22 protein-coding genes and 2 tRNA genes are annotated in these 25,982 nt (G+C 71.2%); 5 read left to right on the top strand and 19 right to left on the bottom strand.

What is annotated here, in order from left to right; genetic code table 11:
* Positions 1–89: 89 nt before the first annotated feature.
* The 4 genes from DEJ20_RS08455 (at position 90) to DEJ20_RS08440 (ending at position 3,783) form a co-directional block, all read left to right on the top strand.
* Positions 90–1,031, top strand: a complete 942-nt coding sequence (locus DEJ20_RS08455) for an ACP S-malonyltransferase (protein WP_111235149.1) — start codon at positions 90–92, stop codon at positions 1,029–1,031.
* The gene (locus tag DEJ20_RS08450; RefSeq protein ID WP_071405345.1) at positions 1,028–2,080 is read left to right on the top strand and encodes a beta-ketoacyl-ACP synthase III; all 1,053 of its coding nucleotides are present in this window, start codon (positions 1,028–1,030) and stop codon (positions 2,078–2,080) included. Before DEJ20_RS08455 ends, DEJ20_RS08450 begins: the two co-directional genes overlap by 4 nt.
* Positions 2,081–2,202: 122 nt before the next feature.
* Positions 2,203–2,451: an acyl carrier protein gene (locus tag DEJ20_RS08445; protein WP_017886710.1), complete on the top strand. Its 249-nt coding sequence runs from the start codon at positions 2,203–2,205 to the stop codon at positions 2,449–2,451.
* An 87-nt stretch (positions 2,452–2,538) separates the two neighbouring features.
* Positions 2,539–3,783 carry a beta-ketoacyl-[acyl-carrier-protein] synthase family protein gene (locus tag DEJ20_RS08440; protein ID WP_111235150.1) on the top strand — a complete coding sequence of 415 codons (1,245 nt, stop codon included), beginning with the start codon at positions 2,539–2,541 and terminating at the stop codon, positions 3,781–3,783.
* A gap of 257 nt (positions 3,784–4,040) precedes the next feature.
* On the opposite strand, the gene DEJ20_RS08435 is transcribed toward DEJ20_RS08440, so the two are convergent.
* From DEJ20_RS08435 to DEJ20_RS08410, 6 genes are all read right to left on the bottom strand, one after another.
* On the bottom strand, positions 4,041–4,541 hold the full coding sequence (locus DEJ20_RS08435; protein ID WP_027465337.1) for a DUF3145 domain-containing protein: 501 nt from the start codon (positions 4,539–4,541) through the stop codon (positions 4,041–4,043).
* A gap of 158 nt (positions 4,542–4,699) precedes the next feature.
* Entirely contained in the window at positions 4,700–5,545 is an 846-nt protein-coding gene (locus DEJ20_RS08430) for a DUF1684 domain-containing protein (protein ID WP_111235151.1), read from the bottom strand.
* A complete protein-coding gene (locus tag DEJ20_RS08425; protein ID WP_111235180.1) occupies positions 5,542–6,666 on the bottom strand; it encodes an AI-2E family transporter in 1,125 nt (374 codons plus the stop codon). The genes DEJ20_RS08430 and DEJ20_RS08425 overlap by 4 nt, the downstream gene beginning before the upstream one ends.
* 7 nt (positions 6,667–6,673) lie before the next feature.
* Positions 6,674–6,748, bottom strand: a tRNA-Ile gene (locus tag DEJ20_RS08420).
* Positions 6,749–6,761: 13 nt separating this feature from the next.
* Positions 6,762–7,973: a glycosyltransferase gene (locus DEJ20_RS08415; protein ID WP_071405348.1), complete on the bottom strand. Its 1,212-nt coding sequence runs from the start codon at positions 7,971–7,973 to the stop codon at positions 6,762–6,764.
* A 158-nt stretch (positions 7,974–8,131) separates the two neighbouring features.
* Positions 8,132–9,046 carry a DMT family transporter gene (locus tag DEJ20_RS08410; RefSeq protein ID WP_181431524.1) on the bottom strand — a complete coding sequence of 305 codons (915 nt, stop codon included), beginning with the start codon at positions 9,044–9,046 and terminating at the stop codon, positions 8,132–8,134.
* Positions 9,047–9,085: 39 nt separating this feature from the next.
* On the opposite strand from DEJ20_RS08410, the gene def reads away from it, so the two are divergent.
* Positions 9,086–9,661 (top strand): peptide deformylase, encoded by a 576-nt coding sequence (gene def, locus DEJ20_RS08405; protein ID WP_111235152.1) that lies wholly within the window; start codon positions 9,086–9,088, stop codon positions 9,659–9,661.
* Positions 9,662–9,731: 70 nt separating this feature from the next.
* Here def and DEJ20_RS08400 read toward each other — a convergent pair whose 3' ends face one another.
* From DEJ20_RS08400 to dusB, 13 genes are all read right to left on the bottom strand, one after another.
* Positions 9,732–10,220 carry a hypothetical protein gene (locus DEJ20_RS08400; RefSeq protein ID WP_111235153.1) on the bottom strand — a complete coding sequence of 163 codons (489 nt, stop codon included), beginning with the start codon at positions 10,218–10,220 and terminating at the stop codon, positions 9,732–9,734.
* Between the two features lie 51 nt (positions 10,221–10,271).
* Positions 10,272–10,979: a pentapeptide repeat-containing protein gene (locus tag DEJ20_RS08395; RefSeq protein WP_284183391.1), complete on the bottom strand. Its 708-nt coding sequence runs from the start codon at positions 10,977–10,979 to the stop codon at positions 10,272–10,274.
* Positions 10,976–12,508, bottom strand: coding sequence for a hypothetical protein (locus tag DEJ20_RS08390; RefSeq protein WP_111235154.1), 1,533 nt, complete (start codon positions 12,506–12,508; stop codon positions 10,976–10,978). The genes DEJ20_RS08395 and DEJ20_RS08390 overlap by 4 nt, the downstream gene beginning before the upstream one ends.
* Positions 12,509–12,637: 129 nt before the next feature.
* Positions 12,638–12,710 (bottom strand) — tRNA-Asn (locus DEJ20_RS08385).
* A 115-nt stretch (positions 12,711–12,825) separates the two neighbouring features.
* Positions 12,826–13,836: a D-isomer specific 2-hydroxyacid dehydrogenase family protein gene (locus DEJ20_RS08380; protein ID WP_258377148.1), complete on the bottom strand. Its 1,011-nt coding sequence runs from the start codon at positions 13,834–13,836 to the stop codon at positions 12,826–12,828.
* Entirely contained in the window at positions 13,833–14,762 is a 930-nt protein-coding gene (locus tag DEJ20_RS08375; protein WP_110864664.1) for an ATP-binding cassette domain-containing protein, read from the bottom strand. The genes DEJ20_RS08380 and DEJ20_RS08375 overlap by 4 nt, the downstream gene beginning before the upstream one ends.
* 148 nt (positions 14,763–14,910) lie before the next feature.
* Complete coding sequence (locus DEJ20_RS08370; RefSeq protein ID WP_110864663.1) at positions 14,911–16,608, bottom strand: ABC transporter ATP-binding protein; 1,698 nt, start codon at positions 16,606–16,608, stop codon at positions 14,911–14,913.
* Positions 16,605–17,603 carry an ABC transporter permease gene (locus DEJ20_RS08365; RefSeq protein ID WP_111235155.1) on the bottom strand — a complete coding sequence of 333 codons (999 nt, stop codon included), beginning with the start codon at positions 17,601–17,603 and terminating at the stop codon, positions 16,605–16,607. Before DEJ20_RS08365 ends, DEJ20_RS08370 begins: the two co-directional genes overlap by 4 nt.
* 2 nt (positions 17,604–17,605) lie before the next feature.
* The gene (locus DEJ20_RS08360; RefSeq protein WP_111235184.1) at positions 17,606–18,682 is read right to left on the bottom strand and encodes an ABC transporter permease; all 1,077 of its coding nucleotides are present in this window, start codon (positions 18,680–18,682) and stop codon (positions 17,606–17,608) included.
* A 117-nt stretch (positions 18,683–18,799) separates the two neighbouring features.
* Positions 18,800–20,416, bottom strand: coding sequence for an ABC transporter substrate-binding protein (locus DEJ20_RS08355; RefSeq protein ID WP_071405356.1), 1,617 nt, complete (start codon positions 20,414–20,416; stop codon positions 18,800–18,802).
* Between the two features lie 1,112 nt (positions 20,417–21,528).
* Positions 21,529–23,448 carry a DNA primase gene (dnaG, locus tag DEJ20_RS08350; RefSeq protein WP_111236446.1) on the bottom strand — a complete coding sequence of 640 codons (1,920 nt, stop codon included), beginning with the start codon at positions 23,446–23,448 and terminating at the stop codon, positions 21,529–21,531.
* 40 nt (positions 23,449–23,488) lie between these two features.
* Entirely contained in the window at positions 23,489–24,784 is a 1,296-nt protein-coding gene (locus tag DEJ20_RS08345; protein WP_111236445.1) for a deoxyguanosinetriphosphate triphosphohydrolase, read from the bottom strand.
* Complete coding sequence (gene dusB / locus DEJ20_RS08340; RefSeq protein WP_110860455.1) at positions 24,781–25,947, bottom strand: tRNA dihydrouridine synthase DusB; 1,167 nt, start codon at positions 25,945–25,947, stop codon at positions 24,781–24,783. Before dusB ends, DEJ20_RS08345 begins: the two co-directional genes overlap by 4 nt.
* Positions 25,948–25,982 lie beyond the last annotated feature (35 nt).

Genomic DNA, 25,982 nt, shown 5'->3' with positions numbered 1-25,982 from the left:
CCGGACGGTGGAGAACCGACAATGTCCCGCGGGGATTCGTGTGGGAAGTCCACACGGGCCCCGCGGGGCGAGAACGCGAGGATTGTCCGGTGATCGTCGTCGTCGCGCCCGGACAGGGCTCCCAGACCCCCGGCTTCCTCGCCCCCTGGCTCGAGGACGCCACCGTTCGTGAACGAGTCGGGCAGTGGTCGGAGTCGATCGGCGTCGACCTCGCCGAGCACGGCACGAACTCCGACGCGGACACCATCAAGGACACCGCACTCGCACAGCCCCTCATCGTGGCCGCCGGCCTGGTGACCGCCCACGCCCTGCTCGCCGAGGGCCGTCGTGCCCTGGTGGGCGGGGTCGCCGGACACTCGGTGGGTGAGTTCACCGCCGCCGCGGTCGCCGGGATCCTCGAGCCGACCGACGCCGTCGCCCTGGTCGCCGAGCGCGGACGGGCCATGGCCGACGCAGCCGCGCTCGAGCCGACCTCGATGGCCGCCGTCCTCGGTGGCGACGCCGACGCGGTCGCCGCAGCCCTCGCCGAGCACGGCCTGGTGCCCGCGAACCACAACGGTGGCGGCCAGACCGTCGTCGCCGGTGCCGCAGACGCCATCGCGGCCCTCGCCGCCGACCCGCCCGCCAAGGCCCGGGTGATCCCGCTCGCCGTGGCCGGTGCGTTCCACACCCGGTACATGGCCCCCGCCGTCGAGCGGGTCGCCCCGGTCGCGGCCGCCGCCTCCGTGCAGGACCCGACCCTGCCGATCTGGACGAACGCCGACGGCTCCCGGGTCGACGACGGTCGCCGCTTCGTCGACCTCATGGTCCAGCAGATCGCGAACCCCGTGCACTGGGACGCGGTCATGGAGTCCTTCTCCGCCGCCGGCGTGACCGGCATCATCGAGCTCGCACCCGCCGGTGCCCTCGTCGGCCTGGCGAAGCGCGGCCTCCGCGGCACGCCGACCGTCGCCATCAAGACCCCCGACGACCTGCCTGCAGCGATCGACCTGCTGCAGCGCGCGGGCCAGGAAGCAGACGCAACCGCATGACCGACCCGACCACCCCGACGGACGCCCCCACGGGCCTCCCGACCGGATCCGCGCGCCCGCTGCTCCAGCAGCGCCGCGGTCACGAGTTCACCCGGATCCTGGCGTTCGGCGCCGCCCGCGGCGAGAACGTCGTGCCGAACGACGACCTCGTCGGCCCGATCGACTCGTCCGACGAGTGGATCCGCCAGCGCACCGGCATCATCACCCGCAAGCGCGCGGGCAAGGACGTCGAGGCCGTCGACCTCGCCGAGGCCGCCGCGCGCGAGGCCATCGAGAAGGCCGGCATCGAGCCGTCCCAGATCGGCGTCGTACTGGTGAGCACCGTCACGCACACCGTCGCGACCCCGTCGATGGCGTCGCTGCTCGCCGAGCGCATCGGTGCCACCCCGGCGGCCGCGTACGACATCAGCGCCGCCTGCGCCGGGTACGCCTACGGCATCGCCCAGGCCGACTCGTTCATCAAGTCCGGGCTCGCCGACCACGTGCTGGTCGTCGGGGCAGAGAAGCTCAGCGACGTCGTCGACCCGACCGACCGCTCGATCTCGTTCCTGCTCGGGGACGGTGCCGGCGCCGCCGTGATCGGCCCGAGCGACTTCCCGGGCATCGCCCCCACCATCTGGGGCTCCGACGGCTCGAAGTGGGACGCCATCGGCATGACCGCGACCTACAACGAGTGGGAGGCCGGGGCACCGCGTCCGACCATGCGCCAGGCCGGGCAGACGGTGTTCCGCTGGGCCGTCTGGGAGATGGTCAAGGTCGCCCGCCAGGCGCTCGAGACCGCCGGCGTCCGCCCCGAGGACCTGGCCGCCTTCGTGCCGCACCAGGCGAACATCCGCATCATCGACGAGTTCGCCAAGCAGCTCGGCCTGCCCGAGACGGTGACGATCGCCCGCGACATCACCACCACCGGCAACACCTCCGCCGCCAGCATCCCGCTCGCCACGCACCGCCTGCTCGAGGAGCACCCGGACCTGTCGGGCGGCCTCGCCCTGCAGATCGGCTTCGGCGCCGGACTCGTGTTCGGTGCCCAGGTGGTCGTCCTCCCCTGATCCCCGTCCGGTCGCGCAACTGCGCGCCCGGTCCCCATCCCGACGAGCCTCCGCGCACCCGGACCCCGCGTGCCCTAGGCTGGTCAACGGTCAAACGACACCCCCCTTCAAGGAGAACACTCATGGCCCTGTCCAACGAAGAAGTCCTCGCCGGCCTGGCCGAGCTGATCAACGACGAGACCGGTATCGCCACCGACACCGTCGCCGCCGACAAGTCCTTCACGGACGACCTCGACATCGACTCCATCTCGATGATGACCATCGTGGTCAACGCCGAGGAGAAGTTCGACGTGAAGATCCCGGACGAAGAGGTCAAGAACCTCAAGACCGTGGGCAACGCGGTCGACTACATCGTCAAGGCCCAGGCCTGACACGAGCTTCCTGAGCGCCGCGGCCCGCGGACCCCTGCGGGCCGCGGCGCTCATCTTGTTCACCCCAACGAAAGAACACGTCGTTCCATGACCAAGAAGACCGTCGTCGTCACCGGGATCGGTGCGATCTCACCCCTCGCCGCGACCGCCCCGGACACCTGGGACGCGCTGCTCGCCGGCAAGTCCGGCGTCACCCGCATCGAGGACCCCCGCTACGCCGAGCTCGAGCTCCCCGTGGAGTTCGCCGGGCAGGCGCGCCGGTTCCTCACCGACCAGCTCACCCGCCCCGAGTCGAAGCGCCTCGACCCCTCGTCGCAGCTGTCGCTCGTCGCGGCGCGCGAGGCATGGGCCGACGCCGGCATCGACGACGAGTCGGTCGTCCCCGAGCGCCTCATCGTCGACTGGGCGACCGGCATCGGCGGCGTCAACACGCTGCTCGACGCCTGGGACACCCTGCGCGAGAAGGGTCCGCGTCGCGTCCTGCCGATGACGGTCCCGATGCTCATGGCGAACGGCCCCGCCGCCGCCATCGAGATGGAGTTCGGCGCCCGTGGCGGCGCCCGCACCTACCTGTCCGCCTGCGCGTCCTCGACCGAGTCGCTGGCCGAGGCGTACCGGCACATCGCCGACGGCGACGCCGACATCGTCATCACCGGTGGCGCCGAGGCCGCGCTGCACCCGCTTCCGCTGGCCGCGTTCGCCGCGATGCAGGCGCTGTCGCGCCGCAACGACTCCCCCGAGACCGCGTCGCGTCCGTACGACGTCACGCGCGACGGCTTCGTGCTCGGTGACGGCGCCGCGGCGCTCATCCTCGAGTCGAAGGAGCACGCGGAAGCCCGCGGCGCGACCATCTACGCCGAGGTCGCCGGTGCCGGCATCACCTCGGACGCCTTCCACATCACCGCGCCGGACCCCGAGGGCAGCGCCGCCGCCCGCGCGGTCCTGCAGGCCCTCGAGCACGCCGACGCCAGCCGCGAGGACGTCGTGCACGTCAACGCGCACGCCACCTCGACCCCCGTCGGAGACGTCGCCGAGTACCACGCGATGCGTCGGGTCTTCGGCGACCACCTGGACGACGTCGTGGTGTCCGCCACCAAGGCGTCCACGGGCCACCTGCTCGGTGGTGCCGGTGCGATCGAGGCGGTCTTCACCGTCCTCGCGCTGCACAACCGCGTCGCCCCGCCGACGATCAACCTGCACGACCAGGACCCGGAGATCGTCATGGACGTGGCCCGCGAACCGCGTGCGCTGCCCGAGGGCGACCTGCTCGCGGTCAGCAACTCGTTCGGCTTCGGCGGCCACAACGCCGTGGTCGCGTTCCGCAGCGTCTGATCCGTCGTACCCGGGGCACGTCCGCCCCGGCCTGGAGGCCCGTCCCGCGTCGTCGGGGCGGGCTTCCGTCGTTCCGGTGCCGGTCCGGAGTCCCGCCAACACGCCGTCGTGTCGCTGAGGCGCCCCGGGAACGACGAGACGCCGCCGTATTCGGCGGCGTCTCGAGTCTTCGGCGGAGTCAGGACAACACGCCGGCGTGTTGCGCACCCGACGTCGGCGTCCGGCGCACCCGAGACGCCGGCGTGTTGCGAGTTGGCTCAGCCGACGCGGTGCAGCCAGACGACCGGGTTGCCCTCGGCCGCGTGGCGGAAGGGCTCGAGCTCGTCGTCCCAGGCCTGCCCGAGGGCGAGTCGGAGCTCACGGTGCAGTTCGAGGGCGTTGCTGCCCGCGACCTCCATCGCGTAGCGCACCCGGTCCTCGGGGATGACCATGTTGCCCGTGACGTCGGTCTGGGCGTAGAACACGCCGAGGTCGGGCGTGTGCATCCAGCGGCCGCCGTCCGAGGCGCTCGTCGGCTCCTCGGTGACCTCGTACCGCAGGTGTTCCCATCCGCGCAGGGCCGACGCGATCGCGGCACCGGCGCCCACCGCACCGGTCCACGTGTACTCGGTCCGGCGCGCACCGTCCTGTGCGGGCTGGTCGAGCCACGAGAAGTTCACGGCGCGGTTCATGGCGCGACCTGCTGCCCATTCGACGTGCGGGCAGAGCGCGCGGGGTGAGGAGTGCACGTAGAGCACTCCTGTCGTCGTTCCGTTCACGGTTCCTCCGATACGTCAGGTGCGACTTCCCCATCGACCTGGTGCGGAGGATCCTGACCCGAGGGGCCACGGAACCATCGGTATGCGATTGTGATGTCCCGACGGGACACGCCCATTATGCAGCGCTGCGGCTGGGAACGGCAAGGACACGACCCCGATCAGTGCAGGACGGCACCGTCCGCGTCGACCGGGTGTCGCTCCCCCGCCGCGATCGGCACCGGGACGCGGTTGTCCTCCGGTGGGATCGGGCACGCGTACTGGTACGAGAACGCGCACGGCGGCAGGACCAGCCGGTTCCAGTCGAGCTCGACCATGGCCTCCGTGCCGGGGTCGTCGAGGTACAGGAACCGACCCATCGAGTAGGTGCTGCCCGGGTCGTCCTCGGGCAGGGCGCTCGTGGCGTCCTGCACGATGAGCTGCAGCCGCGGGGCTCCGCGGTGGGCGGCCGACCGGACGGCGACGAACCGCACCGTGGCACCACCCACGACGGTCTCGACGTGTCCGGCGACCGGCAGGGCGTCGCCAGCGGCGTCGCGGACGCTGCCACGGGCCTCCAGGCCGTCGCCCGCCAGCGGGACGTACGTGCCGGACGTCACCCAGTCGCCGGACCACGCGAAGCGGGCGATCTGCGCGAAGCGGGCGATCGCCTCGGACGACGGGTCCCAGACGCGCAGGGTGTCGCCGCTGACGGTGCCGGCGAAGCCGTCCGGCAGGGCGACGGTCGACGGCACGACGGCGGTGTCCCCGGCCACCAGGACCGTGCCGTCGACCGGGACGCCGTCGACGACGACGCCGTCGGGCGCCTCGGCCGTCACGGTGAGTCCGCCGACGGCCGGGGCCCACGTCCCGGGGACCGGCCAGACCGGCTGCGGGTGGTCGACGTGCTGGGCGTTCACCAGGGCAAGGGGCCCACGGGCACTGCGCGCCCAGCGGTCACGGTCGTGGACGTGCTCGGCGAAGGCGGCGACGACCGCGTCGTCGGGCGCGCCGGTGCCGCTCGTCACGCCTGCTCCTGACGGGGGTAGATGACCTTCTGCACGATGATGATGACCGACGCCGCGACGGGCAGCGCCACGAGCGCGCCGAGCACGCCGCCGATCGTGCCGCCCGCGACGGCCGCGATGACCACGAGGGCGCCGGGCACCTGGACCGCACGCGACATGATCCGCGGGGAGATCAGGTAGGCCTCGACCTGCATGTAGACGAGGTAGTAGATGGCGGCGGCGAGGGCGGTGGCCGGCGACGCGAAGAAGCAGAGCAGCGAGATCACGATCGCGGCGGCGAGCGTGCCGACGAGCGGGATGAGCGAACCGAGGAACGCGAACGATGCGAGCAGCACCGGCAGCGGCGCACCGATGATGAGCAGGAAGACGAAGCTCAGGATGCCGTTGATGAGCGCCTGCGACACCTGCCCGACGACGTAGCGGCCGACGGCCTGCGTGATCTGCTCGCTCACGTCGATGAAGTTCTGGCGGCGCGACGCCGGCACGAACCGGTACGTCGCACGCTTCATGCCCCGCATCGACGCGAGGAAGTAGAGCATCAGGATGATGACGATGAGCGCTCCGGTGACGCCCGACAGGATTCCGCTGCCGACCGCCAGGATCCCGCCGCCGACGCTGAGCAGGTTGCCCGGCTTCTCGACGAACGACTGCAGCGACTGCAGGGCGTGGTCGATGTCGAACGACCCAGCGAACTGCTTCGACAGGTCCTGCACCCACTGCTGCTGCGAGATGTCCTGCACGATGTCGGGGAAGTTCTGGATCAGGTTCGATGCCTGCTCCACCAGGATCGGCACCACGGCGAACACGATGCCGGCGAAGGCCCCGAGCACCGCGACCACGACGATCGTGATGGCGGACCAGCGCGGGATGATCCGCTCCAGGAACGACACGAGGGGGTCGATTCCGAGTGCCAGGAACAGTGCGACACCGATGTAGACCAGCACCGTGCTGAGCTCGTTGATGATCGCACCGGCGAGCAGCGCGACGAGCACCCCGATGGCGCCCATGAACCCGATGCGGAAGGCGTTCACGCGCACGCCGGTACCGCCACGGGTCACCTCGAAGGTGACGTTCGGTGTCGGTGCGTGGTCGTCCTGCGACGTGTCGCGCTTCCTTGGCATGTGCACGTAGGGCGGGCGGGACTCGAACCCGCGGATCGTTCGGTTATGAGCCGACTGCCTTGACCAGCTTGGCTACCGCCCCTCGCCGGAGACCCTCAGGCCACCGGCTCACCACGATACAGCGACTCGAACGTCGACAGCGTGCGGTTGATGTCGTGTGCCTCGATCATGGCCAGGCTGCGTTCCCGCATCGCCACGTACTCCGACTCGGGCGCGGTGAGCACCGTCGTGAGCTTCGCCGCCAGGTCGTCCACGTCGCCCGGGGTGAACAGGTACCCGTTGCCGTCGATCAGGTGCGGCAGCGCCATCGAGTCGGCAGCGACGACGGGCAGCCCCGAGGCCATCCCCTCGAGCGACGAGATGCTCTGCAGTTCCGCCGTGGACGGCATCGCGAACACCGTCGCGTTGGTCAGGGCCTCCTGCTTGCGCTCGTCGGAGACGAAGCCCAGGAACCGCACGCGGTCCTCGAGCCCGAGCTCCTTCGCCAACGCGGTGAGCTTCGGGATCATCTCGCCGTCGCCGACGATGGTCAGCGTCGCGGACAGCTCGGCGGGCAGCAGCGCCACCGCACGGACCAGCACGTCGAGGTTCTTCTCGGGGGCCACACGACCCACGAAGACGATGTCGTTGTTGACCGGCCGTCCTTCGCGCGCCACGTACCGGGACGCGTCGATGCCGCACGAGATCGCGAGGACCTGCTGGCCGGCGATGGCCTTCCGCAGGTAGTCGGCGGCCAGGTTCGTGGGCGTCGTGATGGTGTCCGCCAGCCGGTAGGTCTTGGCGGCGTCGCTCCACGCGATCTTCAGCGCGAGGGGCAGCGTCCACTTGCCGAACGGCGTGTACTCGAGCAGGTTCTCCGGCATGAAGTGGTTCGTCGCGATGACCCGGATGCCGCGGTCGTTCGCCTCGTGCACGATGCCGCGGCCGATCACCACGTGCGACTGGATGTGCAGCACGTCGGGCTTGACGGCGTCGAGGATCGGGCCGGTCCACTTCCGGACGCTCCACGGCCACACGAAGCGCAGCCACGGGTGCAGCGGCCACTTGTACGACTTCAGGCGGTGCACGACGAGCGTGACGCCGTGGTGCTCCTCGTCGAAGGTGCCGTAGTGGCGGCTCGAGGCCGGGGCCACGACGTGCACCTCGTGCCCGCGCTCGGCCAGGCCGACGGCGAGCTGCTCGGCGAAGGTGGCGGCGCCGTTGACGTCGGGGGCGAAGGTGTCCGCTGCGATCAGCACGCGCAACGGTCGGTGACCGCCCGTCGCTTCCGTCGGTCCGGCGGTGGCGGTCGTGGCGTCTCCTGACACGGCTGAGTTCGTCCTCTCGTGGGCGATGGCTGGTCGGCAGTGACGCTATCGCACCAGGATCGACGGTCGCGTCAGCCGCGCGGATGAGGGCGGCGAGCATCGGGGTGCGCGGCGAGTGCACCGCCGCGTGCGCGGCCGATCGCCCGCGCCGGCCGGCGTCAGGCCCGGGTCTGCGGATGGTGCTTGGCGAGCAGGAACACCCCGGTGATGGCGATGCCCGCGGCCACCACGAACCCCGCGACCGCGAACCACGGCGCCCCCGAGGCCTCGCCGAGCACGATCACGCCGATGCCGACCGCGACGATCGGGTCGATCACCGTCAACCCCGCGATCACGAGGTCGGCCGAGCCGCTCGAGTACGCGTTCTGCACGAAGTACCCGCCGAGCGAGGCCGCCACGACCACCCCGACGATGGCGAGCACGGTCAGCCAGTCGAAGGTGCCGTTCACGAACCGGTTCAGCACGACCTTGGCCAGTGTCGCCACGAACCCGTAGAGCACCCCCGCTCCGACGATGTAGTAGAGCGCACTGCGGTGCTTGGCGACCAGGCGGAACGACACCAGCACGAGCACCAGCACGACGGCCAGGATCACCAGCACGGTGACGAGCTGCTGCCGGGTGATCGCGCTCTCGTGCCCGACGAACGCCGCGATCCCGACGAAGATGCCGACACCGATGATGCACGTCCACACCGCCCGCCGCGCACGACGACCGAGTGGCACACCGGACGACCGCGACGAGAACCACGTCGTGATGACGAGGGCGACGGCACCCAACGGCTGCACGACGATCAGGGGCGCGAACGTGATGCTGATCAGCTGGAGCACCACCGCAATGCCGAGCATGAGCGTGCCGAGCACCCAGTAGCCACTCGAGACAAGCCCCACGACGTGCCGGACGCTCAGCCCCTTCGACTGCCGACCGAGACGCGCCTCGACCCGCTGCACCCCGCGGCTCTGGAACTGCGCCCCGAGCGACAGGAACACCGCACCGACCAGCGCCACCGGGATCATCAGCGCCTGGAACGGCGTGAGGTTGCTCACGGCGTCCGGCAGCTGGAGGTCCGTCGTCACGCGTCGAGGCTACCGTCCCCCGCCGGATAACCTGGGTGAATGGCCGTTCTCCCGATCCGCATCACCGGCGAACCCGTCCTGCACGAGCGTGCAGCCGAGGTCACCGCGTTCGATCACGACCTCCGCACCCTCGTCGCCGACATGCTCGAGACCATGGACCTGGCACCGGGCGTCGGCCTGGCCGGACCGCAGGTGGGCGTCGGCAAGCGCCTGTTCGTGTACTCGTACACCGACGACGACGACGTCCTGCACCGGGGCGCCGCCGTGAACCCCGTCCTGTGGACCACGCCCCCGGTGCCCGAGTCCGTCGAGGAGCTCGACGAGGACGAGGAGTCCGAGGGCTGCCTGTCGATCCCGGGCGAGCGCTTCCCGCTCCGCCGCTCCGAGGGCGCCCTGCTGCGGGCCTTCGACGAGCACGGCACCCCGTTCGAGGTCGAGGCGCACGGCTGGCTGGCCCGGATCTTCCAGCACGAGTACGACCACCTGGACGGCTGGCTCTACGCCGACCGCCTGGTGCACCCCTACGGCAAGCAGGTCGCCAAGGCGATCCGCAAGAGCAGCTGGGGCGGCCCCGGCCAGTCCTGGTTGCCGGGTCGCGACCACCCCGAGGGCTGACGCCCGTCGGCGTCGGCACCCGGTGCCGTCCAGCCCGTCGCTGGTCCGGCGGGCGGCCTGGAGGCCCGGCTCAGCCCCGGTAGGCAGCCAGTGCGTCCCGCAGGCGGTCGGTCTCCGGGTGCCCGGGACAGTACCGCAGGAGCCCGGCGGCCACGTGCGCACCGCGCGCGTCGGCGACCGCCGACGTCCACGGCGTCGAGCCGCGGACCGCGCACGTGCTCGCGAGCTCGACCAGGGTCGCGTCACCGCGCGCCGCCGCCACCGCGGCCTGCTGCTGGCTCGACGGCACCGACCCGGTCAGGCGCTTCGCCGAGCAGTCGGAGCGCTCGGCCTCCCACACCGCCGAGTAGGTCGTGTAGGTCTCGGTGTCCGATTCGTCGCCGTCACAGACGAAGGCGAAGACCACGGGTGACGCGCCCGAGCCCAGGCCGGTGTCCGAGCTCGTCGGGTCCTCGGACGCATCGGTGTCCGGGCCGACGCTGCTGCAGCCGGTGAGCACCGCCGTCACGGCGACGACGACGCCGAGGAGCGTGAGTCGAGGCGAACGGGAACGGTGCACCTGTGAACGCTAACAGCTTCGACCGGGTGGCCGCCGCACGATCGACGTCGGTCAGCCGGTGGGGCCGCTGACCGTGATGGTCGCCCGCTGGTCGAGCCGACCCTCGCGCGCGTCGGTGCTCATCCGGCACCGGACCTCGGTCACGCCGACCTTCGCGTGGAGCAGACGGTCGACGCAGCTGCGTGAGGTCACACCGCGCGGCAGGTCCAGGTCGACGCGCACGGCGACCCGCTCGCCGTCGGGACTGCGCAGTCGACGGTCGGCGAGTTCCATCGGCGTGCCGCGGACCGTCAGCCCCTCGATCTTCGCGCTGGTCAGGTCGACGCCGTCCAGGCGCGCGTTGCTGATGTCGGCACCGACGAGGTTCGCGCCGGAGAGGTCCGTCTGCCGCAGGTCCGCCCCCGTGAGGTCTGCGCTGTACAGGTCGACCCCGTGCAGATCCGCCCCACGCAGGTCGGCGTCCCGCAGGTCCGCGCCGAACAGGACGGCCTGCCGCAGGTCGGCCCCACGCAGGTCCGCGCCGTGCAGGTCGGCCAGGCGGAGGTCTTCGGTGGCGAGGTCGGCGCCACCGAGGTCCTGGTTCGCGCACGTCGTGACGGCCCCCGGCTGCGGGGCGATGCGCACCGTGCAGGACCCGACCTGGCGTTCGCCGGCGCTCGTGCCCCCGGTGCGGGCGAACGCCGCGACGCCGATGACCACGAAGAACAGGACCGTGAGCGCCACGACGATGACGCTGCGGGTGCGCGGTGCCGCGGTCACGAGCGGACCCCGGTCAGCCAGTGCGGCAGGACGTCCTGCGCCCAACCGGAGTACCAGGCCGGCGAGGATGCGTAGGGGAAGAAGGCGCTGATCGGGTTGTACAACGCGAACAACGCGACGCCGACGGCGACCACGACGATCCACGCAGCCGTCGCGGCGCGCCCCTGCAGCCGCCGGAGCCACGCGGTCAGGCCGAGCAGGACCACCGCGACGATCATCGGCAGCACCGGGAGCAGGTACCGACCCGAGAACGCGAACTCCTGACGCAGGTTCACGGTCGTCGCAGCGTTGAAGCAGAGGACCGCCAGGGTGTAGGCGACCGGGACGACCGCCAGCCACCACGTCGCAGCCGAACGCAGCACCCGACGCAGCTGGGTGGCTGCGATGACGGTGGCGGCGAGCACCGTGGTCGCGCCGAAGGCGACGACGCCGAGGTTCGGCCGCCACGGCAGGGTCGGACCCCAGAAGAAGAAGAGGGACCGGAAGTAGGTGGTGGCCCACGTCCACAGGAACGCGAGCGGGTGGAACGGTTCGAGGGTCCCGGCCACGACGGCCAGGTCATGGGAGCGTGTCGCGTTGTAGTTGCGGCGGAAGATGTCGAAGTTCATGCACGCCGCGCGGCTGTGGATCTCGGCGCAGTCGGGGTTCAGGGCGCGGTAGACGAGCAGGTTCACGCCGAAGCGCTCAAGGACCAGCGCGAGCAACACGCCACCGATCACCACCAGCAGGACGGACCGCCCCGGACGCTCCCGGAAGCCCGACACGGCTCGCCGCACCGGGTGCCGGAGCCACGAGAGCCCGTCGACGCGGTACCGGAACAGGATCGCGAAGAACGCCCCCGCGAGGACGAGTGGTGCCTGCGAGTACTTGAGCATCAGTGCGAGCATCGCGGTGACGACCAGCCACGCGAGCGTGCGGAGGCCACCACCGCGTGCGACCTTGACCGCGACGGCGGCGAACAGGAAGAACGCCGCCATCGACGGCGCGTCGTAGCTGATCGTCGCGGCCTGCCAGACGTACCGACCGGTGAAGGCCGTCGCGACGATCGCGAGCAGGCCGATCGCCGTCGGGACACCGGCGTTCCGGAACATCACCCGCAGGGCGTACAGACCGGCACCGGCCGCCAGGACGTCGATCCCCCGCAGGACCATCACGGTCCGCTCCTGGTCCAGGCCGACCGCCAGGGCCGCCCTCGCCGGGAACGACATCACGTAGTAGTACAGGTACGCCGGGAACCGCGTGACCTCGCCGAGCCGGAGCGTCGACGCCGCGGCGTCGTGCACGAACGGCCCGGCCGCCCAGGGCCGCTCCGCGTAGAACAGGATGTTGCCGATGTGCCGGACCTCGTCGGGGGCGGCCGATGCCGGCACGTGGATGGTCACGGCGAACAGGAAGCCCATCAGCACGAAGGCGACCAGCACGACGACGAACGCTGTTCGGGACGCCAGCACCTGGTTCACCCGACCGAGGATCCGCTCTGCCCGACCGCCGACCGTCGGCCCGGTGACGGACTCGGTGGTCAACGACATCGAACAGTGGCCTTCCGTGGATCTGGGTGCGCTGGCTCAGGCTAGCAGCGGGCCGCACCGAGCCCGACGAGGGTGTCGGACCGTCGGGAACGCAAAAGGTCCCCACCCCGGAGGGATGAGGACCTGTCGCTCCCCGAGTTGGACTCGAACCAACAACCTGCCGGTTAACAGCCGGCTGCTCTGCCAATTGAGCTATCGAGGATCACTGTCCGCTGGCGAATGACGTGCGAACAACGGGTAACAGCATAGCAGGACGCTGAGGCCCTCCACCGCATCGGACACGCCGCCCGGGCGCGCCGCGCTCCGAGGCCCCGGTGTCAGTACCCGGCGACCGGGTCGACGACGCCGACGAAGCCCTCGCCGTCGCCCCCGAGGAACGCCGCGGCGTTGAGCCGGACGCGCTCGGCGAGCAGCGGTGCGACCATCTCCGGGGTGTCGGCCTGGTGCGGGGTGATGACCGCGCCGGGCTCCGACCAGAGCGGGTGCCCGTCGGGCAACGGCTCGGGGTCGGTGACGTCGAGGCCCGCCGCGGCGATCTCCCCCGCGCGCAGGGCGGCGACCAGTGCGTCGGTGTCGACGAGTCCGCCGCGGGCGATGTTCACGAGCCGGGCGGACGGCTTCATGATCCGCAACTGCTGCTCGCCGAAGAGCTTCGCGGTGCCCGAGGTCATCGCCGCCGCGATCATCACGACGTCGGCGTCGGGCAGGACCTGGTCGAGCTCGTCGGTGGTGACGGTCCGCGCGGCTCCCGGCACGGGGTCGGGCGAGCGGCGCACGACGGTGACGTCGACGTCGAACGGCGCGAGCAGCCGGAGGTACTCGAGCGCGATGCCGCCGGCACCGATCACGACGACGTTCCGCCCGTACAGCGAGACGCCCTCTGGCTCGGTGGCCCACGACGATGCTCGAGCGCGCTTCTGCAGGACCCGGAGCGTGCCGAGGGTCAACGCGAGCGCGTGTTCGGCGACCGGCTCCGCGTAGGCGCCCTTGGCCGAGGTGAACAGCACCCGGTCGCCGTGCTCCTGGATCAGGTGCGCGAATGCGTCGACTCCGGCGAACGGCAGCTGCACCCAGCCCACCCCCGGTGCGGACGACAACGCGTCGGCGAGGCCGGCCGGGTCGCGGGGGTCGAGCCAGACGACCCCGCGGGTGTCGGCGTCGAGCGGCGCGACGGTGCCGCCGGCCTCGGTCACGGCGTCCACGTGCAGGTCCGTCGGTTCCGGCAGCACGGCGACCGGCCCGGGCTGCGGGGCGTCGATCGGCAGCGGTGCACCCGACGTGGGGACGACGGCGCGGTGGCCGCGGGGGCCCTGGGTTGTGGCGCTCACGCGTTCTCCTGACGGTCGGTGCGCGGGCCGGTGCCGGCGGCGAGCGGACGACGCGGCGCCGACGAACGGCGGGCCGTCGTCGGTGCCGGACGACGCTTCACGCCGCGGGCCGCGGTCGAGGCGAGGGTCTTGACGTAGGGGTCGACCGGGTTGTCGAGGACCTCGTCGAAGGTGCCGAGCCCGACGAGCCGGGCATCGGCCATCACGGCGACGCGGTCGGCGAGGGCGCGGGCCTCGCGCAGGTCGCTGGACACGACGACGGCGGAGAACTGCCGGCCGCGCTGCAGGGTCGCCAGGGCCTCGAGCACGGACTGCCGCACGAGCACGTCGACGCCGCGCGCTGGTTCGTCCGCGACCAGGAGCTGGGGCTCGAGCACGAGTGCCTTCGCCAGGGCGACACGTTGGCGCTGCCCGCTCGAGAGCTCCCACGTGTTCAGGCGCATCGCCCCGAGCGGCAGGTGCACGGCGTCGAGCAGCCGGGCCACGATGAGCCCGGCCTCGCGCCGGTCGAACCGGCGGTCGCGGGCGTAGATCGGTTCGGCGACGGCCTCGCCCACCGTCAGGTCCGGGCTGAGCCGGTCGGCGCCGTCCTGCGGCAGGTAGCCGATCCGGCCGCTCAGCCGTTCGAGCTTGCGCGACGAGGGACGGAGGCCCCGGGTCTTCTGGCCGAGCACGGTCAGCTCGCCGCCGACGATGTGCCGACGGAGGGCACCCTCGCCCTCGCCGTGGGATCCGAGCTGGCCGGCGATGGCGGCGGCGAAGGTCGACTTGCCCGATCCCGACTCACCGAGCAGGGCGAGGATCTCCCCCTGCCGGACCGTGAGGCTCACGCCGTCGACGGCCCGGATGGACTCGCCCCCGCGTCCGCCCCGGTACTCGATCGACACGTCGTCCGCGACGACCGCCGGTCCGTTGACCGCGATCATGGGTCCCCTTCCACGCCGCCCCCTGGCGGCGGTTCGCGACGGGCCGCCCTGGCAGGTCCGTCGTGTGTGCAGCAGTGGAGACGACCGCCCTGGAGGCCCGGCGTGCGTCGACGACGCTGGCCGGGCCTCCAGGGCGGGTCGCGTCGGGTCAGGACCCGACGTTCTCCAGTCGCTCCAGCGTACGCCGTCGCTCCGCCTGCTCGGCTGGGTCCGGCACCGGCAGCGACGCGAGGAGCCGCTGCGTGTAGGGGTGCTGCGGCGCGCCGAGGACCTGAGCCGTCGTGCCCGTCTCGACCAGGTCACCGCGGTAGAGCACCGCGATCCGGTCGGACAGCGCGCCGACGACCGCGAGGTCGTGGCTGATGAACAGCGAGGCGAAGCCGAGGTCCTGCTGCAGCTCGAGGAAGAGCTCGAGCACGCGGGCCTGCACGGAGACGTCCAACGCACTCGTCGGCTCGTCGGCGATGAGCAGCTTCGGCCGGAGCGCGAGCGACCGGGCGAGCGATGCGCGCTGGCGCTGCCCGCCGGAGAGCTCGTGCGGGTAGCGGTCGCCGTAGGCAGCCGGCAGCTGCACGGCCTCGAGCAGCTCGTCCACCCGCTTGCGCGCGGCACGGGGGCTCGAGACCTCCTTGTGCACGACCAGCGGCTCGGCGACGCACTCGGCGATCGTCAGCAGCGGGTTGAACGAGGTCGCCGGGTCCTGGAACACGAACCCGATGTCCTTGCGCAGGTGCTTGAAGTCGCGTTCGCGGTACCCGAGCATCTCGGCGCCGAGGACCTTGAGCGAGCCGCCGGTGACCTTCGTCAGGCCGGCCATGGCCCGGCCGATGGTGGTCTTGCCGGAGCCGGACTCCCCCACCAGGCCGAGGACCTCTCCCGGACGTATCGCCAGGTCGACGCCCTTGACCGCCTTGAACGCCGGCGAGCCGAGCCGCCCGGGGTACTCGATCTCGAGCCCCTTCGCCTCGACCAGCGGGGTGACGTCCTCGGAGATCGCGGCGCGCCGGGCCACCCCGGTGGACGCCTCGAGCCGGGGCACCGCCGCGAGCAGCCGCTTGGTGTAGTCGGCCTGCGGCGTCGCGAACAGTGCCGTCGCCGTGGCCTCTTCGACGATCTCGCCCTGGTACATCACGGCGACGCGGTCGGCCAGGTCGGCGACCACGCCCATGTTGTGCGTGATGACGACGATCGCGGTGCCGAACTCGTCGCGGCAACGGCGCAGCAGGTCGAGGATCTCGGCCTGCACCGTGACGTCGAGCGCCGTGGTGGGCTCGTCCGCGATGATGACGCTCGGCTCGAGGGCCAGTGCGCTCGCGATGACCACGCGCTGCTTCTGCCCACCGGAGAACTGGTGCGGGTAGTGGTCGACGCGGGTCTCGGGGTCGGGGATGCCGACGCGGCCGAGGTAGTCGATGGCCTTCGCCCGTGCTTCCTTCTTGGACACGCCGCCGTGGGCACGGAGCCCCTCGGCGATCTGCCACCCGACGGTGAAGACCGGGTTGAGCGCGGTCGACGGCTCCTGGAACACCATCGCCCCGGCCGTCCCGCGCAGCTCACGGAGCTTCTGCGAGCCGACCGACACGACGTCGGTGCCGTCGAGCAGCACGGCGCCGCCCAGTGTCGCCGTCTCCGGCATGAGCCGCAGCATGCTGCGGGCCGTGACGGACTTGCCGGAGCCGGACTCGCCGACCAGGGCGAGGACCTCGCCGGGGCGGACGTCGAGGCTGACGCCCTTGACCGCGTCGACGGCGCCGCCGTCGGTCGCGAAGGTGACGGTCAGGTCGTCCACGACGACGACCGGCTCGGTGGTGGTGTCGCCCGGTTGCAGGCGGGTGGTCGGGGTCATGCGCCCGTCCCTTCCGTGTCGTTCCCGGCGGTGCGCGTGGACACGAGCTGCTTCAGCCGTCGGCGTGCTCGCAGGCGGGGATCGGAGATGTCGTTCAGGCTCTCGCCGATGAAGGTCACACCGAGCACGAGCACCACGATCGCGACACCCGGGTAGACACCGGTCCACCAGACGCCGCTCGCGACGTCCGAGAGCGCGCGACTCAGGTCGTAGCCCCACTCGGCGCCGGACGTCGGGCCGATGCCGAACCCGAGGAAGCCGAGCCCGGCCAGGGTCAGGATCGCGTCGCTCGCGTTGAGCGTCAGGATGAGCGGCAGCGAACGGGTCGAGTTCCGCAGGACGTGCCGCGTCATGATGCGCCACGGGTTCGTGCCCATCACGCGCGCCGACTCCACGAACGCGTCGTTCTTCAGCCGGACGGCCTCGGCACGGACCACGCGGAAGTACTGCGGCACGTAGACGACGGTGATCGAGATCGCCGCCGCGATGATGCCGCCCGAGTAGCTCGAGTTGCCGCCGGAGATGACGATGGACACGATGATCGCGAGCAGCAGCGACGGGAACGCGTAGATGGCGTCGGCCACGACCACCAGGACGCGGTCGAGCCAGCCGCCCAGGTAGCCGGAGACCATGCCGAGCAGGACGCCGACGATGATCGAGACGATCACGGCGACGATGACCACCAGCACGGCCGTGCGAGCGCCGTAGAGCACGCGGCTGAACACGTCGAAACCGCCGACCGTGGTGCCCCAGATGTGCTCGGCACTCGGTGCGCCGGTACGCGGGAAGCTCTGGCCGTCCGCGCCCTGCAGCTGGCCGAAGCCGTACGGGGCGAGGAGCGGGGCGAACACCGCGATCAGCAGGTAGAGGGCGCAGATGACCACGCCGACGATGAGCATCGCGCGCTGCCAGCCGGTGCTCCGGCGGAGCTGGACCACCACGGGGAGCCGCTTCCAGAGCGGCTCGTGGCGGTCGACGAGGGTGGTGTCAGCCATCGTCAGAACCTCACTCTCGGGTCGATCAGGGCGGCGACGACGTCGACGATGAAGTTGGTCACCGCGACGATCACCGCCAGCATCGCGACGATGCCCTGCACCGCGACGAAGTCACGGGCCGACAGGTACTGGTTGAGCTCGAAGCCCAGACCGCGCCACCCGAAGGTCGTCTCGGTGAGCACCGAGCCGCCCAGGAGCATCGCGATCTGCAGCCCCATCACGGTGATGATCGGCACGAGGGCCGGACGGAACGCGTGGGTCCGCACCAACCGCGACTCGCGCACACCGCGTGAACGGGCGGCGTCGACGTACTCCGAGCCGAGCGAGCCGATCATGTTCGCGCGCACCAGGCGCAGGAAGATGCCGGCGGTGAGCAGACCGAGCGTCAGCGCCGGCAGGACGGCGTGCTGCAGCACGTCGCCGATGACCGCGGCGTTGCCGGTGCGGAGCGCGTCGATGATGTAGATGCCGCTCGCGCCCGGGATGCCGTCGAGGATGAGCGACACCCGGGTCGAGGCACGGTCGCCGAGGGGCAGCCAGCCGAGCCACACCGAGAAGACGAGCTTGAGCAGCAGACCACCGAAGAACACCGGCGTGGCGTAGGTCAGGATCGCGAGCGCACGGAGCAGCACGTCCGGCCACTTGTCGCGCGTGTACGCGGCGAGCATGCCGAGCGGGATGCCGAGCACGAGCGCGACGATGAGCGCGTAGAACACGAGCTCCGCGGTCGCGCCGCCGTACGTGACGATGATGTCGGTGATCGGACGGTTGTCCGTCGACGAGGTGCCGAAGTCACCGCGCAGGATGTTGCCGAGGTACTCGAAGTACTGCACGAGCACCGGCCGGTCGTACCCGGCGGCGTGCAGGCGTTCCTGCAGCTGGCTGGGCGTGAGTCGACCGCCGACCGACGCGGTGATCGGGTTCCCGATGACGCGCATCAGGAAGAACACGAGCGTCACCAGGATGAAGACGGTCGGGATGATGAGGAGGAACCTGACGAGGATGTACCGGCCGAGTCCGCCACCACTGCTCTTGGCACTGCGTTGTGCCTGTGGCTTGGTGGGATCGGTGCCGTTCACGTCCTGCGTCGCCTCGGGAGTGCTGAGGGTCACGGGGTGTGTGCCTTTCGTCGCCGTTGCACAGGCACGCGGGCGCTCCTCGTGGGAACGCCCGCGACCTGCACGTGGGGCTTGGTGCTACTTGCTCAGGGTGGCGTACCGGAACTTGAACGAGGCGTCGAGGGTCAGGCCCTTGACGTCCTTGCCGGCGACCGCGACGGACTTGCCCTGCAGCAGCGGCAGCGTCGAGATCTGGGTGGCCTCGCGCTCCTGGGCCTGCTCGATCAGGTCAGCACGCTTGTCCGGGTCGGACTCGGCCTGCTCCTTCGCGATGAGGTCCTGGATCTCCGGGTCGTCGTAGTGGTTCTGGACGAAGTTCTCCTTGGTGAAGAACGGCGACAGGTAGTTGTCGGCGTCGGAGAAGTCCGGGAACCAGCCGAGCTGGTACACGGGGTAGGCGTCCTTGGTGCGCTCCTGGGCGTAGGTCGTGTAGACCGTCGACTGGATGTTGACGGTGAACAGACCGGAGTCCTCGAGCTGCTGCTTGAGCAGCGCGTACTCGTCGTCCGAGGCCGAACCGTAGTGGTCGGGCGCGTACTGGATGTCCAGCTGCACCTTGCCCTTGACGCCGGCGTCCGACAGCGTCTTCTTCGCCTTGGACACGTCCGCGCCGCCGTCGCCGTCGCCGTACATCTCCTTGAACGGCTGGACCGCGCCGGTCAGGCCGTCCGGGACCATCGAGTACAGCGGGGTGAAGGTGTCGTTGTAGACCTCCTTCGCGAGCTGGGCGCGGTCGACGACGTCGGCAGCGGCCTGACGCACGGCCAGGGCCTTCGCCTCGTCGGCGTCGTCCTGCCCGGTGCCGAACGGCTGGGTCTTGAAGTTGAAGACCACGTAGCGGATCTCGCCGCCGGGGCCGTCGGTGACCTTGAGGGAGTCGTCCTTGCGCAGGTCCGAGATGTCGGTCGGCGTCAGGGAGCGGTACGCCACGTCGACGTCGCCCTTCTGCACGGCGAGCTTGAGGTCGGTCTCCTTGGTGTAGTAGCTGGCGGTGACCTCGTCGGTCTTCGCCTTGCCGAGGAGTCCGTCGTACTTCGGGTTCGTCTTGTACTGGATCGTGTCGTTCTCCTTGTAGGAGCTGATCTGGTACTGCCCGGCGAAGGCCTTGCCCTTGACGATGTCGTCGGCGCTGGTGAGCTTCGTCGCGCTGAAGACGTCCTCGTCGACGATCGGACCCGCGGGGCTCGAGAGCACCTGCGGCCAGGTCTGGTCGGCGTGGTCGAGGTTGAACACCACGGTGGTGTCGTCCGGGGTGTCGATGCTCTTGAGGTTGGCCAGCAGCGACTGCGGACCGTTCTCGTTGTTGATCTTCAGCTCGCGGTCGAACGAGAACTTCACGTCACTCGAGGTGAGCTTGTTGCCGTTCGCGAACTCGAGCCCGTCCTTGAGGGTGACCTCGTAGGTGGTCGGGTTCGTGAACTCCGCCTTCGTGGCGATGTCCGGCTCGACGTCCGGGCTCCCCACGGGCGTGTTCATCAGGAACGGGAACACCTGGTTCTGCACGGCGAAGGAGCCGTTGTCGTACGAACCGGCCGGGTCGAGGGACGTGATCTTGTCCGTCGTCCCGATGCTCAGGCCGTTCAGTTCGGTGTCACTCACGCTGCTGCTCGCGCAGCCGGTCAGCACCAGCGCCGTCGCTGCTGCACCGGCGCCGAGCGCGATGCCGCGCTTGCCCCACTTGGTCACGGATGCCATGTCCGCTGCCTCTCTCGTCATGATTGCAAGAGTCCTGAGCCGGAGGGTGGAACGTCTGTGTGCCCGGCCAGGAACGCTCATTGGTATCACCCTGTCACGGAACAGAACGAACCGGGGGCGATTTGTTTACACCGCTGTAATGCACGGGCCCGCCGCGTGATGCATGATTCCGCCGGAGTCGAGCGGCGCGTCACGCACGAAAGTTGCGTGGTGCAACCTGGGCGCTCTAGCGGTCGAGAGTGCCTGTCGAGCGACGGTTCGTGCGATCTCGCCCGCCCGGCCGGGAGGCCCGCCCCGCGTCCGCCGCGCCCCACACCCCCGCCGACTGGTCACGACTCCCCGCCCGCCCCACCCCGCGCGGTCACGTCCCGTCGGCCGGACCCCGGCCAGCCGACACATCGCGACCACTCGAAGCCCCACACGCGGCACGTCCTGACCACTCACGGACCCCCGAGGTCGCACCAACTGCCGCTCACGGGCCTGCCGCGCGACAGTCCGTGCGACCTCGGCGAAACGGACACGGCGCGTCGTGCGACCTCGCCTCCCCCGCCTGGAGGCCCGCCCCGCGTCCGCCCCGCCCCACGCCCCCGACGACCGGTCACGACCCACCGCCCGCCCCACCCCGCCCGGCCACGTCCCGTCGGCCGAACCCCGGCCTACCGACGATCTGCGACCACTCGAGGCCTCACACGCGGCACGTCCCGACCACTCACGGACCGCCGAGGTCGCGAACTGCCGCTCACGGGCCTGCCGCGCGACAGTCCGTGCGACTTCGGCGAAACGGACACGGCGCGTCCTGCGACCTCGCCCCTCGGCCGGGAGGCCCGCCCCGCGTCCGCCGCGCCCCGCGCCCCCGCCGACCGGTCACGACCCACCGCCCGCCCCACCCCGCGCGGTCACGTCCCGTCGGCCGGACCCCTGCCTACCGACGATCTGCGACCACTCGAGGCCTCACACGCGGCACGTCCCGACCACTCACGGACCGCCGAGGTCGCACGAACTGCCGCTCGCGGCCCCGCCGGGCGACAGTTCGTGCGACCTCGGCGAAGCGCACGCGGCGCGTCGTGCGACCGGGGCGACCCCGCGCACCCGCACCAGACGCGGAAAGAGTCCTAGGACGCCTCGGCGTCGGCGCGCAACCGCATCCGCTGCCCGTCGATGTCGACGAGCTGCCGCTGGATCTCGGCGCGACGCTCGGCCTGCTCGTGCGGGTCGGCGCGCTGCAGCTGTCCGAGCAACGAGGCCTTGCGGGCGAGCAGGTCGCGCTCGACCAGGGCCACGACGATGCTCCGGCAGTAGGCCGCCAGGTCCTCGGCGTTGCGCGCGGGGATCGGTGCGAGGGCGAGTTCGTGCGTCAGGGTGCGGAGGGGCGCCGGCACGTCGGCGAGCAGCCGGTCGAGCCAGTCCCCCGCGCCGATGACGTCGACGTTGGCGACCACGGCGTCCCGCACGGCGGCGAGCATCGGCGTCGAGAACGTGGCCGACGCGGCGAGCCCGAGCATCGGTGCCCCGACGGACGTGGGCTGCTGCACCATCGCCATCACGGCGTCGCGCTCCATGCGGCTGATCGGGTCGTTCGGCAGCGAGCGGATCCCGGCGACGGGCTCGTCGGGGGTGTCCGCCCCGTCGGTGCCGTTGCCGGTACGGCCGTCGCGCCCTGCGCCTGCGGACCGGTCGTCCTGCCCGGCGGAGCCCGCACGTCGTCTGGCGGTCTCGACCGACCGACGGACCTCGGGGATCTCCATGCCGAGCCAGCCGGCGAGTTCGCGGACGTAGCCCTGTGTCAGTGAGCGGTCGCGGATGCCGGCGAGCACGGGCGCAGCAGCGCGCAGGGCACCGACGCGCCCCTCGACGGTCTCGAGGTCGTGGCCGTCGAGCGTGCGGCGGATCATGAACTCGAACATCGGGCGCTTGTTCGTGACCAGTCGGCGGATCGCGTCGTCACCGCGGGCGAGCCGGAGGTCGCACGGGTCGAGGCCGCCGGGCGCCACGGCGACGTAGGTCTGCGCCGCGAAGCGCTGTTCTTCCGCGAAGGCACGCGAGGCTGCGCGCTGCCCGGCCTCGTCGGGGTCGAACGTGAACACGACCTCGCCGTTGGCGTTCGGGTCGGCTCCGGCCAGGTCACCGAGCATCGGCCGCAGCACCTTGATGTGGTCGACACCGAACGACGTGCCGCAGGTGGCGACCGCGGTCGTGACGCCCGCGACGTGACACGCCATCACGTCGGTGTACCCCTCGACGATGACGACCTGCTTCTGCTTCGAGATGTCGCGGCGGGCAAGGTCGAGCCCGTAGAGCACCTGGCTCTTGTGGTAGATCGGGGTCTCGGGCGTGTTGAGGTACTTGGGACCCTTGTCGTCCTCGAGCAGGCGGCGCGCCCCGAAGCCGATGGTCGCCCCGGTGACGTCGCGGATGGGCCACATCAGGCGCCCGCGGAACCGGTCGTACGGCGAGCGGTCGCCCTGGCTGACGAGACCGGCGGACACGAGCTCTTCCATCGTGAAGCCGCGCCCGCGCAGGTGGTCCTTGAGCATGTCGTAGGACTTCGGGGCGAACCCGACGCCGAAGTGCTGGGCGGCCGAGGGGTCGAACCCGCGCTCCCCCAGGAACCGGCGGGCCGGGTCGGCGGCGGCCGTGGTGAGCTGTCCCGTGAAGTACTCGAGCGCGGCTTCGTTCGCGGCGATCAGCCGGGCACGGGTGTTGTAGTCGGTGCGCGGCCCGTCGCCCTCTTCGTAGTGCAGGGTGAAGCCGATCTTCGCGGCCATGCGCTCGACGGCCTCGGCGAAGGTGGTGTGGTCCTGCGCCATGATGAAGCTGAAGACGTCGCCGTCCTCACCGCAGCCGAAGCAGTGGTAGCGGCCGACCTGGGGCCGGACGTGGAACGACGGGGAGCGTTCGTCGTGGAAGGGGCAGAGGCCCTTCATCGACCCGACGCCCGCGTGCTTCAGCGTGACGTAGTCGCCGACGACGTCGGCGATGTTGACACGCGAGCGGACCTCGTCGATGTCGTTCCGCGCGATCCTGCCAGCCACCCCTCGATCCTAGTTCGTGGGACCGACGTCGGCGGACCGGTCAGACGGCGATGTGGACCGGGTCACGGTCACCCACCACCAGACGTCGGTGCCACGCGAGCGCGCCCTGGTCGGTCAGGCTCGCGACCTGGTCGACGACGGCGCGCAGTCGGCCGGCGTCGTCGTCCGCAGCGTGCCAGTCGGCGGCGAAGCCCGGCTCGAGGTCGGACGCACCGGTCGCCGCCAGCGCGTCGAGCAGTTCGGTCAGCACGCGGCGCTGGTCCTCGTACACGGGCTGACGGTCACCCTGGGTCATCACGAAGGCCGCGACGATGCCCTTGAGCACCGCGATCTCGCCGATGATCTCGGGTGGGGTGACGACCGACGCGGCGAACCGCACGAGCGACCCCGAGGCGTAGGACTCGCGCGTGGCCGTCGTGGCGGTGCGCGCGAAGCGTCCGATCAGCTGCGACGTCAGGTTCTTCAGGCGTGCGGCGTCCCGGCGGGAGCCGTCGTACGCGGTCATCCAGAGCGGCAACTCGCGCAGGCGGTCGAACGCCTCGAGCAGCTCGTCGCGGCTCAGGTCGTCGCCGACCCACGCGTGCATGGCGGTGACGATGTCGTTCTCACCCACGCGGTCGCCCAGGGCCGCGACGTCGATGAACCCGGCGACGACGGCGTCCTCGAAGTCGTGCACCGAGTACGCGATGTCGTCGGCGAGGTCCATCACCTGCGCCTCGATGCACCGCTGGCGGCGCGGCGCGCCGGCGCGGAGCCACTCGAAAGCGTCGTGGTCGTCGTCGTAGAAGCCGAACTTGGTGCGCCCGGACGACGACTCCGACACCCCCTGCGCAGCGGGCCACGGGTACTTGCAGCTGGCGTCCAACGACGCACGGGTCAGGTTGAGCCCGAACGGACGGTCGACGTCGGCGCCGGGCCGGACGCCGTAGACCTTCGGCTCGAGCCGCGTCAGCAGCCGGAGGGTCTGCGCGTTGCCCTCGAAGCCACCGATGCCGGCGGCCCAGGCGTTCACCGCGGTCTCGCCGTTGTGCCCGAACGGCGGGTGCCCGATGTCGTGCGCCAGGCACGCCGTGTCGACCACGTCGGGGTCGAGTCCGAGCGAGTCGGCGAGCTCACGGCCGACCTGCGCGACCTCGAGCGAGTGGGTCAGCCGGTTGCGGGCGAAGTCGAGCCCCGCCGTCGGGCTGAGCACCTGGGTCTTGGCGGCCAGACGCCGGAGCGCACTGGAGTGCAGCAGTCGGGCGCGGTCACGGGCGAAGTCCGAGCGGCGGTTGCCGTGCTCTTCGGGGAGCCAGCGCTCCGCGTCCGCCGGGCCGTACGAGGCGGTGGCGCTCATCCGCCGCTGTGGTGCAGCTCGGCGGCGGCCAGGACCTTGCGGAACTCGGAGTCGACGTCGCGGCTCTCGAGCCAGCGGTCGGGCAGGGCGGTGCGCTTCGGGTGCCCGGCACGACCGCGCGGCCCCTCGGCGTCGGCACCCGGGTACGGCGCGTCGTGGTCGAGCTGGCCGAGGAAGTCGTCGATCTCCTGCAGGCTCGACGCCATTGCCAGGCCGGCCCGGACGTCGCTGCCGATCGGGTACCCCTTGAAGTACCAGGCCACGTGCTTGCGGATGTCGCGGCAGGCGTGCTCTTCATCGCCGAAGAACTCGACGAGCAGCTCGGCGTGCCGGCGGAACCCGTCGGCGACCTCGCCCAGGGACGGCATGTACCGCAGCCCCTCGCCGCGGAACGCCGCGGCCAGGTCACCGAACAACCACGGGCGGCCGAGGCAGCCACGCCCGACGACCACGCCGTCGGCGCCGGTCTCGTCGATCATCCGGAGCGCGTCGGCGGCCGACCAGATGTCGCCGTTGCCGAGGATCGGGATGTCGGTGACGGTCTCCTTCAGCGTGGCGATCGCCGACCAATCGGCGTGCCCGGAGTAGTGCTCGTTCGCGGTGCGGGCGTGCAGCGACACGGCGGCGACACCGGCGTCGCGCGCGATGCGGGCGGCGTCGAGGTAGGTCAGGTGGTCCTCGTCGATGCCCTTGCGCATCTTCACCGTGACGGGGACGTCGCCCGCGGCGCGCACGGTCTTGGTGACGAGTTCGCGGAACAGGTCGAGCTTCCAGGGCAGAGCCGCGCCGCCGCCCTTGCGGGTGACCTTGGGCACCGGGCACCCGAAGTTCAGGTCGATGTGGTCGGCGCGGTCCTCGCCCACCAGGATCGACGCCGCCTCGGCCACCGTGTTCGGCTCGACGCCGTACAGCTGGATCGACCGCGGGGTCTCGGACTCGTGGTGCTGGATGAGCTGCATCGACACGGGGGTCCGTTCGACCAACGCACGCGAGGTGATCATCTCGCACACGTAGAGCCCGGCGCCGTACTCGCGGCACAGCCGGCGGTACGCCATGTTCGTGATCCCGGCCATCGGCGCGAGCACGACCGGCACGTCGACCTCGATCGGGCCAATGCGCAGGGGGCCGCCGACTCGCGAGGCGGGTGCTTGTGTGATCGTCATACCTGTCCCATCTTCCCACGTCGGTGCGCGCCGGT

The organism is Curtobacterium sp. MCSS17_005 (assembly GCF_003234225.2).
Taxonomy (GTDB): Bacteria; Actinomycetota; Actinomycetes; order Actinomycetales; family Microbacteriaceae; genus Curtobacterium; species Curtobacterium flaccumfaciens.
This window is presented reverse-complemented; position numbering and strand designations above follow the sequence as displayed.